Origin of the sequence: Bordetella ansorpii, from assembly GCF_900078315.1 — a bacterium.
GTDB lineage: Bacteria > Pseudomonadota > Gammaproteobacteria > Burkholderiales > Burkholderiaceae_B > Bordetella > Bordetella ansorpii.
Window position 1 is genome coordinate 242,079 of the sequence record NZ_FKBS01000029.1, and the last position, 12,309, is coordinate 254,387.

General features: G+C 66.9%; 10 protein-coding genes. 5 read left to right on the top strand and 5 right to left on the bottom strand.

Annotation, left to right across the window (positions count from 1 at the left end; all coding sequences use genetic code 11):
* Positions 1–21: 21 nt before the first annotated feature.
* Positions 22–474, bottom strand: coding sequence for a BPTD_2524 family lipoprotein (locus tag A7W11_RS22840; RefSeq protein WP_066419732.1), 453 nt, complete (start codon positions 472–474; stop codon positions 22–24).
* 256 nt (positions 475–730) lie between these two features.
* Here A7W11_RS22840 and A7W11_RS22845 point away from each other — a divergent pair, with 256 nt between their 5' ends.
* The 4 genes from A7W11_RS22845 to A7W11_RS22860 all read left to right on the top strand — a co-directional run bounded on the left by A7W11_RS22845 (position 731) and on the right by A7W11_RS22860 (position 7,564).
* Positions 731–2,644 carry a S9 family peptidase gene (locus A7W11_RS22845; protein WP_066421626.1) on the top strand — a complete coding sequence of 638 codons (1,914 nt, stop codon included), beginning with the start codon at positions 731–733 and terminating at the stop codon, positions 2,642–2,644.
* Positions 2,645–3,347: 703 nt separating this feature from the next.
* Positions 3,348–6,056 (top strand): penicillin-binding protein 1A, encoded by a 2,709-nt coding sequence (locus A7W11_RS22850; protein WP_066419735.1) that lies wholly within the window; start codon positions 3,348–3,350, stop codon positions 6,054–6,056.
* A gap of 141 nt (positions 6,057–6,197) precedes the next feature.
* Positions 6,198–7,373, top strand: coding sequence for a PepSY-associated TM helix domain-containing protein (locus A7W11_RS22855; RefSeq protein ID WP_066419737.1), 1,176 nt, complete (start codon positions 6,198–6,200; stop codon positions 7,371–7,373).
* Positions 7,370–7,564 (top strand): hypothetical protein, encoded by a 195-nt coding sequence (locus A7W11_RS22860; RefSeq protein ID WP_066419739.1) that lies wholly within the window; start codon positions 7,370–7,372, stop codon positions 7,562–7,564. The genes A7W11_RS22855 and A7W11_RS22860 overlap by 4 nt, the downstream gene beginning before the upstream one ends.
* A gap of 100 nt (positions 7,565–7,664) precedes the next feature.
* Here the strand turns inward: A7W11_RS22860 and A7W11_RS22865 are convergent, their stop codons facing one another.
* Positions 7,665–8,489: an aldo/keto reductase gene (locus A7W11_RS22865; RefSeq protein WP_066419742.1), complete on the bottom strand. Its 825-nt coding sequence runs from the start codon at positions 8,487–8,489 to the stop codon at positions 7,665–7,667.
* A gap of 214 nt (positions 8,490–8,703) precedes the next feature.
* Here A7W11_RS22865 and A7W11_RS22870 point away from each other — a divergent pair, with 214 nt between their 5' ends.
* Entirely contained in the window at positions 8,704–10,509 is a 1,806-nt protein-coding gene (locus A7W11_RS22870) for an ABCB family ABC transporter ATP-binding protein/permease (protein ID WP_066419744.1), read from the top strand.
* Between the two features lie 7 nt (positions 10,510–10,516).
* Here the strand turns inward: A7W11_RS22870 and A7W11_RS22875 are convergent, their stop codons facing one another.
* From A7W11_RS22875 to A7W11_RS22885, 3 genes are all read right to left on the bottom strand, one after another.
* On the bottom strand, positions 10,517–10,762 hold the full coding sequence (locus tag A7W11_RS22875; protein ID WP_066419746.1) for a hypothetical protein: 246 nt from the start codon (positions 10,760–10,762) through the stop codon (positions 10,517–10,519).
* Positions 10,763–10,878: 116 nt separating this feature from the next.
* On the bottom strand, positions 10,879–11,094 hold the full coding sequence (locus A7W11_RS22880; protein ID WP_066133921.1) for a hypothetical protein: 216 nt from the start codon (positions 11,092–11,094) through the stop codon (positions 10,879–10,881).
* Between the two features lie 104 nt (positions 11,095–11,198).
* Positions 11,199–12,305, bottom strand: coding sequence for an AGE family epimerase/isomerase (locus tag A7W11_RS22885; protein WP_066419748.1), 1,107 nt, complete (start codon positions 12,303–12,305; stop codon positions 11,199–11,201).
* Positions 12,306–12,309: the final 4 nt, after the last annotated feature.

Sequence of the window (12,309 nt, forward strand, 5' to 3'; positions counted from 1 at the left end):
GCGCGCGCCGGCCGTCGGACGTCACTGCCGCCGCGTGAACCACGCGTTGGGATCGCTGCCCTTGTCGCGCGGCATGTAACTGGTGCACGAGGGCGTGCCGAACAGGATGGCGTCGTGCATGGCGCGCATCGCGGTTTCGTCCCAGATGCCCCGGCCCCACATGTTGACGGTGGCGCGCGTGCGGCCGCCGTCGATGGCGGTCAGCGCCACGGTGGCCACGTCGCTGGACGTCAGCTTGCCGGTGATGCGCACTTCGCCGCGCCGGGCGGCGTCGTCCAGGTTGCTGGCAACCGCGTAGCCGCCGTCGCCCACCAGGCACATTTCGGCCTGCTGGCGCGCGGACTGCACCGCCTGCCGCAGGCTGACGTTCGCGTCGAACGAGCCGGACAAGGCGCCGCCGCCCGGCTCCATGCCCACCGAGCAGCCCGCCAGGGCCCACGCCGCCATGCTTGCCGCGATCCATTTTCCAGCCATGATTCCTCCAACAGTCGTGGCGGCGATTATCCCGCAAAACCGCCCGCTTCCGTTTCCCTTCCGACCCGGCGCCGGTCTGCCGCCTCGGCCCGGCCGCGTTCACCGCGCCGCGGCCAGGCCCCGGTTCGACACCGCCGCGCGCGCTGTGGCATGATCGAACGCGATTCCCAGGACGGCGCGGCGCCCGCGAGCCCAGGCACGACGCCGCGCAAGACCCGCCCTCGCGCCGTCCGCGACCCACGGAGATGTCCCCTTGCTGAAACTCACGCTGCTGCGCACCCTGCTGGCTGCCAGCCTGACCGCCGCATCCGCCGGCGCCGCCGCCCAACCGCCGCGCCTCTATCCCCTGCAGGACTTCTTCCGCAATCCCGAACGCGGTTTCTTCCGCCTGGCCGACGACGGCGCCACGCTGGGCTTCATGCAGCCCGTGGCCATCGAGGGCCATCCGGCCCGCATGAACATCCACGTGCAGGAACTGCGCGACGGCAAGCCCACCGGTGAACCGCGCCGCCTCACTGCCGAAACCGAGCGCGACATCAGCAACTTCTTCTGGAAAGGCTCGGACATCGTGCTGTTCCAGAAAGACTTCGGCGGCGACGAGAACTTCCACGTGCTGGCCGTCAACGCCAAATCCGGCGCCATCACCGACCTGACGCCCTTCGAAGGCGCCCGCGCCCACATCGAGGACGACCTGCCCGATGATCCCGACCACGTCCTGATCAGCCACAACCACCGCGATCCCGAAGTCTTCGACGTCTACCGCGTCGACGTGCGCACGGGCCGCGCCGACCTGGTCGCCCAGAACCCCGGCAACGTCGTGGGCTGGCAGACCGACCACGCCGGCCGCGTGCGCGCCGCCGTCACCAGCGACGGCCTGAACACCACGCTGCTGTACCGCGACGACGAGAAATCCGAATTCCGTCCCCTGGTCACCACCGACTACCGCACCAGCGTCAGCCCCGCCCTGTTCACCTTCGACGACCGCAAGCTGTACGTGCTGAGCAACCGCGGCCGCGACCGCCTGGCGCTGGCGGTGCTCGATCCCGCCAAGCCCGAGCAGGAAGACCTGGTCTACGAGCCCGAGCAGGTCGACCTGGACGCCGCCGGCTACTCGCGCAAGCGCCGCGTGCTGACGATGGCGGCCTACCAGACCGACAAGCCGCGCTATCACTTCTTCGACAAGCAGACGGAAGACCTGTACGGCCGCCTGGGCAAGCTGCTGCCGGGCTACGACCTGGCGATCCAGGGCTGGAACCGCGAGGAAGACACCTTCATCGTGGCCGCCTACAACGACCGCACGCCCGGCTCGCGCTACCTGTACAGCCAGCGCGCCGACACGCTGCACAAGCTGGCCGACATCAACCCCGCCTTGCCTGAAAAGGACATGGCGCAAGTCAAGCCGATCAGCTACACCAGCCGCGACGGCCTGACCATCCACGGCTACCTGACCCTGCCCGTGGGCCGCGATCCGCGCAACCTGGCGTGCATCGTCAACCCGCACGGCGGCCCGTGGGCGCGCGACGGCTGGGGCTACAACGCCGAGGCCCAGTTCCTGGCCAACCGCGGCTTCTGCGTGCTGCAGATGAACTTCCGCGGTTCCACCGGCTACGGGCGCAAGTTCTGGGAAGCCGGCTTCGGCCAGTGGGGCCTGAAGATGCAGGACGACATCACCGACGGCGTGAAGTGGCTGATCGACCAGGGCATCGCCGATCCCGAGCGCGTGGGCATCTACGGCGGCAGCTACGGCGGCTACGCCACGCTGGCCGGCGTCACGTTCACGCCCGACCTGTACGCGGCGGCCGTGGACTACGTGGGCGTGTCGAACCTGTTCACCTTCATGAACACGATCCCGCCCTACTGGAAGCCCCTGCTGGACAAGATGCACGACATGGTGGGCGACCCGGAACGCGACCGCGACCGCCTGACGGCTACGTCGCCGGCGCTGCACGTGGACCGCATCACCACGCCGCTGTTCATCGCCCAGGGCGCGAAAGACCCGCGCGTGAACAAGGCCGAAAGCGACCAGGTGGTGGAAGCCTTACGGAAACGGGGCGTCGAAGTCGAGTACATGGTGAAGGAAAACGAGGGCCACGGCTTCCACAACGACGAGAACAAGTTCGAGTTCTATGCGGCGATGGAAAAGTTCTTCACCGAGCATTTGAAGCCCTGATTTCAGGCTTCCTGCTTATCTCATCGGCCGGGTTGTCCTGTGAAGGATGCCCGGCTTTTTTGCGTCTGATGGGTGGGCGCCTGGGACGTTTTCAGTGTTCTTCTGGCGCCAGGGGCATGACTGCGTACTTACGTCCTCGCGCTCTCGCGCTGCGGGCGCAAGTTCTCCGTCATGCCCCTGGCTCACGGCAACGACAGACCACGGTCGCAAGACAACACGCTCCCGCTAAAACTGTCTGGATACTGAACACATCATCACGCCTTACAGGCCGCCGCATCGTTGATGCCGATCGCCACTGAACGAGTGTTCTACGCTGCTCGGAATGGCACGATTTCCCATTATTGAGACACTCTCCGCCCCACGTTGCGCGATGACATCGCAACAAAGCGCACACTGCCGCGCGACATGCCGATCGTGCCCCATTCGCTGCGGAACTGCGTAAACGCGGCAACAGAACGGGTTTTGATCGACGCATAAAGATACTGGGAGCGGGGTGCGTGCCGGAGAAGTCGCGCCCGGAGCACGAAAGTGCGAGGACGAGACTTCGCAGGTACGCACCCCGCGCCTAAAGAACCAGATTCGCCACCAACTCCCCTCAAATCTGCGATCGACCCGCAACCCAGCCAAATTTAGTTACGGAAACCTTATCGCCGTGACGATGTCTATCTCCGGCCAGGGGAAGTCTCCCCTAAAATCGCCTGCAATGAAGAATTCCGAAACCTCAAAAGAATCCCGGCGCACCCGGCTGCGCGGCCTGCTCATCAAGGCCGGCGTCGCCGTCGCCGGACTGGGCCTGTGCGGCGTCCTGCTGGGCGGCCTGGCCATCGGGCTGACCTGGCCCAACCTGCCCGAACTGCACGCGATGACCGATTACCGGCCGCGTGTGCCCCTGCGGGTCTACACCGCCGATAAAGTCCTCATCGGCGAGTTCGGCGAAGAACACCGCAACGTGCTGCGCTTCGACGAAATCCCGCAGGTGATGAAGGACGCGATCCTCGCCGCCGAGGACGACCGCTTCTACCAGCACGGCGGCATCGACTGGACCGGCGTCATCCGCGCGGGCCTGACCAATCTGGTCAACATGCGCAAGTCGCAGGGCGCCAGCACCATCACCATGCAGGTGGCGCGCAACTTCTACCTGTCGTCCGATAAGACGTACTCGCGCAAGTTCTACGAACTGCTGCTCACGTTCAAGATCGAATCGCAGCTCTCGAAGGACCAGATCCTCGAGCTGTACATGAACCAGATCTACCTGGGGCACCGCGCCTACGGCTTCGCGGCCGCCTCGCGCACCTACTTCGGCAAGCCGCTGTCCGAGATCACGCCGGCCGAAGCCGCCGTGCTGGCCGGCATTCCGAAGGCGCCGTCGCGCGCCAACCCCATCACCAACCTCGAGCGCGCCCGCACCCGCCAGCACTACGTGCTGGCCCGCATGCAGGCGCTGGGCAAGCTCACGCCCGAGCAGGTGCAGGAAGCGATGGCGCAGCCGCTGGTGGTGCGCGGCTCCGAAGGCGGCCCGGCGCGCGGTTTCTCGGTGCACGGCGAATACCCCGCCGAGATGGTGCGCCAGCTGATGTACGGCGTCTTCCAGGAAAACGCCTACACGCAGGGCATCGACGTCTACACGACGATCGACTCGAAAGACCAGCAGGCCGCCTACCAGGCCGTGCGCGACGGCGTGCTCGACTACACGCGCCGCGCGCCCTACCCCGGCCCCGAAGACCAGATCGAACTGCCCGACGGCATCGAGAGCGACAGCGCCGCCCTGGACGAAGTGCTCGATGGCGTGCAGGAAAACGCCCCCGACAGCGACGACCTGCTGTCCGGCGTGGTGCTGTCGGCCAGTCCGACCGAGATCAAGGTGGCGCGCAGCGCCCGCCAGATCATCACCATCGACGACAAGAAGGCGCTGGCCGTGGTGGCCCGCGCGCTGGGCGACCGCGCCAAGCCCGAGGTGCGCATCAAGCGCGGCTCGGTGGTCTACGTGCGCAAGAACGGCGACAACTGGGAAGTCATCAACATGCCGGCCCTGCAGGCCGCGCTGGTCTCCCTGGCCCCGCAGGACGGCGCCATCCGCGCCATGATCGGCGGCTTCGATTTCTATCGCGGCTCCTTCAATCGCGTGGTGCAGGCCTGGCGCCAGCCGGGCTCGAACATCAAGCCGTTCATCTACGCCGCCGCGCTGGAGCGCGGCATGACGCCCGGCACGCAGATCTCCGACCAACCGTTCTTCCTGAGCGCCGCGCAGACCGGCTCGCGCGACTGGAGCCCCAAGAACGACGGCGACCGCTACGAACCCATGCTGACGCTGCGCCAGGGCCTGTACAAGTCCAAGAACATGGTGTCGATCCGCATCCTGCAGGCCATCACCCCGCAGTATGGCCAGCAATACCTGACGCGCTTCGGCTTCGAGAAAGACCGTTGGCCCGCCGTGCTGCCGATGGCGCTGGGCGCGGGCAGCGCCACGCCGCTGCAGGTCGCCAGCGCCTACTCGGTGTTCGCCAACGGCGGCTTCCGCGTCACGCCCTACCTGATCGACCACGTCACCGACCGCGCGGGCAAGGTGCTGATGCAAGCGCAACCGCCGCAGGCCGGCGACGAGACCGTGCGCGCCATCGACCCGCGCACCGCCTGGGTCATGGACGACATCCTGCGCGGCGCCACCGTGCAGGGCACCAGCGCGCGTGCGCACAAGGTGCTGGGCCGCAACGACGTGGGCGGCAAGACCGGCACCACCAACGGCGCGGTCGACGTCTGGTTCTCGGGCTACACGCCCAAGCTGGCCACCACCGTATGGATGGGCTTCGACCAGCCGCGCTCGCTGGGCACCAACGAGTTCGGCAGCGGCCTGGCCCTGTCGACCTGGCTCGACTATTCGCAACCGGCGCTCAAGGGCATCCCGCAATCGCCGCAGGCGCCGCGCCCGCAGGGCCTGATCGTGGCCGACGGCGACTACTACTTCTCCGAGTTCCCGCCGGGGCAGGCGGTCGCCGCCGTGGACCTCTCCACGGGCGACCAGTTGCAGGACTTCCTGAACAACTACCGCCCCAGCGACGACTCGCCCAGCCGCGTCCTGCAGCCGGGCCAGCAGCCCGCGCAGCAACCCGGCCAGCCGCAATACCAGGTGCCGAACCAGCCGGGCTACCAGGTGCCGCCGGCGCAACCCGGCCAACCCTCCTCGTCGTCGGGCGACCGCGTGCCGATTCCGCCCATTCCGGTGCCCAGCGCCGACCTGGGCACGCCCGAGATGCGCTTCCCGGTGAACGCCACGGCGGCCGCCGGATCGGCGATGCCCGTCGCCGGTACGCCCGCCACATCCCTGTCGGCCTCGGGGCCCGCCCGCTTGCCCGACGGCGCCATGCGCACCCGCCCCGTCGACACGGCCGGTTCACTATCGCCCCAGCCGCTGTAGGCCTTGTGCAACAGCCGCCAAGGCTGGCCTGAAATACCCCAGCGGGAAGCGGATCAGCTTCCCGTCAGCATTTGCGCGCTGGGCTGAGAATAACTATTATTCTTGCTATTTTTCGCGCCCCCTCGCCTGCAAGGCCGTCCCATGAGCACCGCCTCCAAGATCAAGACCTGGTATCTGGTTCACAAGTGGACCAGCCTGGTCTGCACCGTCTTCCTGTTGATCATCTGTATCACCGGCTTGCCGCTGGTCTTCCACCACGAGATCGAAGACCTGCTCAGCGACGGCAAGCCTGTCGCGGAACTGCCAGCGGGCACGCCGAACGCCTCCGTCGATAGCTACGTCGCCCGCGCCAAGTCCCTGTATCCCAAGGAATTCGTGGACTACGTCTACATGGACGACCACGACCCGAAGGTCTACGTCGGCATGACGCCCAAGCTGGGCGACGGCGTCGCCCAGGGCCACGCCGTGCAACTGGACGCCCGCACCGCCGACGTGCTCGAAGACGGCCCGCTGTATGCCGAGGACAAGTTCAGCTTCATGGGCATCATGCTGGCGCTGCACACCGACCTGTACGCGGGCCTGGCCGGCGAACTGTTCCTGGGCTTCATGGGCCTGCTGTTCGTCGTGGCCATCGTGTCGGGCGTCGTGCTGTACGGCCCCTTCATGAAGAAGCTGGATTTCGGCACCGTGCGCGCCGGGCGCTCCAACCGCGTCAAGTGGCTGGACCTGCACAACCTGCTGGGCATCGTCACGCTGGTGTGGGGTATGGTGGTGGGCGTCACCGGCGTCATCAACGAACTGTCCACGCCCATGTTCGCGCTGTGGCAGTCGTCCGAACTGCCGCCACTGCTCGAACCGTACCAGGGCAAGCCCGTGCCGACCGAGCTGGCCTCGCCACAGGCCGCCGCCGACACGGCCCTGAAGGCCGTGCCCGGCCGCGAACTGACCAGCGTCGTGTTCCCCGGCAACGCCTACGGCAGTCCGCACCATTACCTGGTCTGGCTGCGCGGCAGCACGCCCCTGACGTCCAAGCTCAACACCCCGGTCCTGGTCGATGCCGTCACCGGCGACCTGACCAAGGTCGCGCAGATGCCCTGGTACCTGACGGCGCTGGAACTTTCCCGTCCGCTGCACTTCGGCGACTACGCCGGCATGCCCCTGAAGATCCTCTGGGCCCTGCTCGACCTGATCACCATCGTCGTGCTGGGCAGCGGACTGTACCTGTGGCTGGCACGCCGCAAGGCCACCGATGCCCGTATCGCCGAGCTGGTGCGCCGCCACCAGGCCGCCGCGCAACCGCAACGGAGCCCGGCATGACCGCCGCGCGCTCGCATTTCATGTTCGTGTGGGGCATGCCCATCCTGTTGGGCATTCTCAGCACCTTCGGCCTCTTGGCCGCCCTGCTGGGCACCGGCATCTGGCACTGGGCCTCGTGGCTGTCGCTGGCCTGGCTGCTGGTGGTGATCGCCCGCTACTGGCTGCGTCCGGTGCGCCGCGAACGCGAATAAGCCTGCCCACGACCACCCGGCGTACGCCCAAAACACATCGCCGCCCACGAGACCGCTTCGAGCGGTTCCGTGGGCGGCGATGTCTTTACGGCCCGACGCTTTACTTGAAGCTTTCCGGATCCGGCCCCAGGCGGCCGCTGTCGGGAATGCCGTCGATGGCAGCCATCTCATCGGCCGACAGCTCGAAACCGAACACGTCGAGATTGGCGCGGATGCGTTCCGGCGTCACCGACTTCGGAATCGCGATCAGGCCGTTCTGCACGTGCCAGCGCAGCGTGACCTGGGCGGGCGTCTTGCCATGCTTGCGCGCGATGCCGGCGATGGTCTCGTCGTGCAGCGTGCCGCCCTGGCCCAGCGGACTCCAGGACTCGGTAGCGATGCCGTGCTCGGCGTGGAAGGCGCGCAGTTCGCGCTGGTTGAAGCCAGGATGCAGCTCGATCTGGTTCACGGCGGGCACCACGCCGGTTTCGTCGATCAGGCGCTGCAGATTGGCCTTCGTGAAGTTGGACACGCCGATCGAACGCGCGCGGCCGTCTTCCTTCATGGCCACCATGGCGCGCCAGGCATCGACGAAACGGTCGCTGCCGGCAACCGGCCAGTGGATCAGGTACAAGTCGACGTAAGCCAGGCCGAGCTTCTGCAGGCTTTCGTCCATCGCGCGCTGCGCGTCGTCGTAGCCGTGCTTGTCGTTCCACAGCTTGGTGGTGACGAACAGGTCTTTGCGGCCCACGCGCGCGGCGCGCAGCCCCTCGCCCACGCCCGGTTCGTTGCCGTAGATGGCCGCGGTGTCGATCGAGCGGTAGCCCGCCGCCAGGGCCTCCTGGACGGCAGCGCTGGCCTGGTCGTTCGGCACCTGCCAGACGCCGAACCCCAACTGGGGCATCGCGTTGCCATCGTTCAACTTGAATACGGGGACTTGCGCCATACAACCTCCCTGAAAATCGTGTTGCCGCATCGAGAACGGCGCCAGGGCCGCAAGAGCGCTCATTGCCGGCCCGGACGTTCTGCGCGAGAGTCTGATGAATGCCATGCGGGACGGCGTCATCGGATGATGGCGCCATCCGGCAGGATGACAGGCCTGTATAGCATAATGCGTGCCGCATCGGCCTCACGGGCTTGTCACGCCCCTTGAAACAGTCATGAGCAAATCCGACAATTCCGCCCCGCAAGGCCGCCTCGCCACCCTGAAACCCCTGCTGCCCTATCTGTGGCCCAAGGGCCGCAAGGACCTGCGCTGGCGCGTCGTGGCGGCCGTGCTCGCCCTGCTGGGCGCGCAGATCGCCCAGGCCTACGTGCCCATCCTGTACAAGCACGCCGTCGACCACCTGGGCGGCCCGCAGCCCAATGGGCTGATCACGGTGCCGCTGGGCATCATCCTGGGCTATGGCGCGGCCCGGGTGCTGTCGCTGCTGTTCTCCGAATTGCGCGACGCCATCTTCGCCAAGGTCGGCCAGCACGCCATCCGCGCGGTCGCGCTGCAGGTCTTCCAGCATCTGCACGCGCTGGCGCTGCGCTTTCACCTGGCGCGCCAGACGGGCGGCCTGACGCGCGCCATCGAGCGCGGCACCAAGGGCATCCAGACACTGCTGTCCTACCTTTTGTTCAGCATCCTGCCCACCTTCTTCCAGATCGCGCTGGTCTGCGTGATCCTGTGGCGGATGTTCGACATCTGGCTGGCCCTGGCCACCGCCGGCACGGTCACGCTGTACCTGGCTTACACGCTGGCGGTCACCGAATGGCGCACCAAGTTCCGCCGCCAGATGAACGACACCGACTCCGAGGCCAACACCAAGGCCATCGAGAGCCTGCTGAACTACGAGACCGTGAAGTACTTCGGCAACGAGGCCCACGAAGCCGCCCGCTTCGACGCCTCGCTGCAGCGCTACGAGCGCGCCGCCGTGCGCAGCCAGGTCAGCCTGTCCATCCTGAACGTCGGCCAGGCGCTCATCATCTCGATCGGCCTGACCGTGGTGATGGCGATGGCCGCCCAGGGCATCGCCGATGGCCGGCACACGCTGGGCGACTTCGTGCTGGTCAATACCTACCTGCTGCAGCTGTACCAGCCACTGAATTTCTTCGGTTTCATCTACCGCGAGATCAAGCAGGCGCTGGTCGACATGGAAAGCATGTTCACGCTGCTGGGCCAACAGCGTGAAGTGGCCGATGCGCCCGGCGCTCGGCCCCTGAAGGTGGACGGCGCCGCGCTGGAGTTCCGCGACGTGCATTTCGGCTACGACCCGCGCCGCCCCATCCTGAAAGGCGTCAGCTTCAGCGTGCCGGCCGGCAAGACCGTGGCCGTGGTGGGCGCATCGGGCGCGGGCAAATCCACGCTGGCGCGCCTGGTGTTCCGTTTCTACGACGTGGATGCGGGCGCCATCCTGATCGACGGCCAGGACATCCGCCTGGTCACGCAGTCCAGCGTGCGGGCGGCCATCGGCGTGGTGCCGCAGGACACCGTGCTGTTCAACGACACCATCCACTACAACATCGGCTACGGCCGCCCCGGCGCCACCGAGGCGGAGATCGAGGAGGCCGCGCGCCTGGCCCACATCCACGCGCACATCCTGTCCATGCCCGACGGCTACCGGACCGTGGTGGGTGAACGCGGCCTGAAGCTGTCGGGCGGCGAAAAGCAGCGTGTGGCCATCGCCCGCACCATCCTGAAGAACCCGGCGATCTTCCTGTTCGACGAGGCCACCAGCGCCCTGGACACGCACACCGAGCGCGAGATCCAGGCCAACCTGCGCGAAGTCAGCCGCGGCCGCACCACGCTGATCATCGCCCACCGCCTGTCCACCATCGCCGATGCCGACGAGATCCTGGTCATGGGCGACGGACGCATCGTCGAACGCGGACGGCACCACGACCTGCTGGCGCAGGGTGGCGTCTATGCGGGATTGTGGGCACGCCAGCAGGAATCGTCGCGCGCGACGGACGGCGCCTGAAGCGGACCTACTGCGGCAGGGGGTCGGGCAGGCCGTCGGGGTCGACCGACCGCACGGCCGCCAGCGCATTGCGCGCGGCGGACATCGCTTCGATCGTGTTGCGGAAACGGCGCGAGGTGAAAATCTCGAACACCTGGGCGTCGGCCTCGCCCGCCACGGCCTTGGTTTCGATGAACGCCCGGGCGGGAATGCCGCCCTGAGGATGCGTGGCGTAGGCCACCACGTTGAAACCATCAAGCACTTTCGATGACATGCTGGTATCCCTTCTTGCGCGCCATGCAAGGGCGCTACCAGCCGATAACGGCGGGAAAACCCACAAGCTTAAGAGGGTTAATGCGCTTCCTTGCCGGCGCCATCGGCCAGGGGAAATCAGGGGGCCAGGCGAAAACCCATGTCGAAGCCCCACCGATCGGTTTCACGCAGCCACTTGGATTCGCAACGTACGCAACGGAAGTGCTCCACGCGGTTGTTCTCGCGGCCTTGCTGCGTGGGGCTGGTGAAGCCCTGATAACCCAGTTCGCCATGCGGCGACACGCCGGACAGACCGGCGGTAATGGACCGGCACGCTGGACACATGACACTCATGACTTTCCCCGACAATTCCGTGTAACCAACGAATTGTAAGGGGTTTCGTCAAATTCGGACGCCCTGCCGTGGTACGAATGCGTCACTCTCCTATGAGAAGTGATTTATTTCGCAAGGTTTTCGACCACGTTTTCCAGTGCCTCGTAACACGTCGCAAGATGATAAGGGGTGGTCGCGGGCATGTCGGCGCGCGCCAATTCCCCATTGGGGTGCAGCACTTCGCGCCAGCCGGTTTCATGCAGGAAACGCGTGCGGAACTGCTCCAGTTGGTGAGCGAGCGCCGGGTAGTCCCCCGTCAGCGCCAGATAGCGCGCATATTCGGTCTGGGCCCAGATGCGCTGCATGGCGTCACTGACCGGGCCCGCCGGATCCAGCGCGGCGCATACCCCGGCGGTCGCCGCATCGACGCCCTGTCCGCGCGCCCACAGGCTGCCCCGTGGCACGGCCAGCGTCAGGCTCAGCCCCTCATAGACCTGCGGCGCGCAATGCAGCAGGGCCACCCACTCGAACTGATGGCCGGGCTCGACGCGGTTGCCTGCCGTGCCCAGCGGCAGCTCGGCGATGCACTGGGTGCGCGCATCCAGATGCCGGCCCGCGACGTCGTCGGCGATGTCGCGCAGCTTCTGGGCAAACCAGGCCGGCTCGGCCACGCGTGCCGCGGCCTGATAGGCCTCGGTCAGATGCATCACGGGATTCTGTTCCGGACCGCGCAGGGCCACGCCAGTTGCGTCCAGCGCGGCATCGTAGCCGCCGTCGGAACGGCGAAAGCGCGCCTCCACCGCCTGCGTCGTGGCCAGCATGGTCCTGCGCGCACGCGGATCGCGGGTGCGCTCGAAAACCACCGCGCTGGCGAAGATCACGAATGCGTAGGTATAGAGATCCTGGGTGCGGTCCAGCGGACGCGCGTCGGCATCCACGCTGAAATGCCAGTTGCCCGTGGCGGCATCGTGGAAGTGGCGCAGCAGGCCGTCGAACAGCACGGCGGCATGGGCAGCGGCCTCGTCGCCCGGCGCGCGAGCATGCACGTAGATCTGGCGCGCGCACGCCATCGCGCGATAACGCTGATCCGGCAACGGCACGCCGTCCTGGGAGATCGCCTCGTGCGGCAATCCCAGCGCAGCGTTGAAGCCCGCCTGCCGCCATTGCGGCAGGATCACATCATCGAGATGTCGGCGCAGTGCGCGTACGGTGTCGGCCAAGGCGTGAAGCATGAAA

Bases quoted from the DNA above. Each gene is read 5' to 3' on its own strand.
- A7W11_RS22860 (WP_066419739.1), top strand. From the start codon at position 7,370: ATGACCGCCGCGCGCTCGCATTTCATGTTCGTGTGGGGCATGCCCATC.
- A7W11_RS22880 (WP_066133921.1), bottom strand. From the start codon at position 11,094: ATGAGTGTCATGTGTCCAGCGTGCCGGTCCATTACCGCCGGTCTGTCC.
- A7W11_RS22840 (WP_066419732.1), bottom strand. From the start codon at position 474: ATGGCTGGAAAATGGATCGCGGCAAGCATGGCGGCGTGGGCCCTGGCG.
- A7W11_RS22875 (WP_066419746.1), bottom strand. From the start codon at position 10,762: ATGTCATCGAAAGTGCTTGATGGTTTCAACGTGGTGGCCTACGCCACG.
- A7W11_RS22855 (WP_066419737.1), top strand. From the start codon at position 6,198: ATGAGCACCGCCTCCAAGATCAAGACCTGGTATCTGGTTCACAAGTGG.
- A7W11_RS22850 (WP_066419735.1), top strand. From the start codon at position 3,348: ATGAAGAATTCCGAAACCTCAAAAGAATCCCGGCGCACCCGGCTGCGC.
- A7W11_RS22885 (WP_066419748.1), bottom strand. From the start codon at position 12,305: ATGCTTCACGCCTTGGCCGACACCGTACGCGCACTGCGCCGACATCTC.
- A7W11_RS22870 (WP_066419744.1), top strand. From the start codon at position 8,704: ATGAGCAAATCCGACAATTCCGCCCCGCAAGGCCGCCTCGCCACCCTG.
- A7W11_RS22865 (WP_066419742.1), bottom strand. From the start codon at position 8,489: ATGGCGCAAGTCCCCGTATTCAAGTTGAACGATGGCAACGCGATGCCC.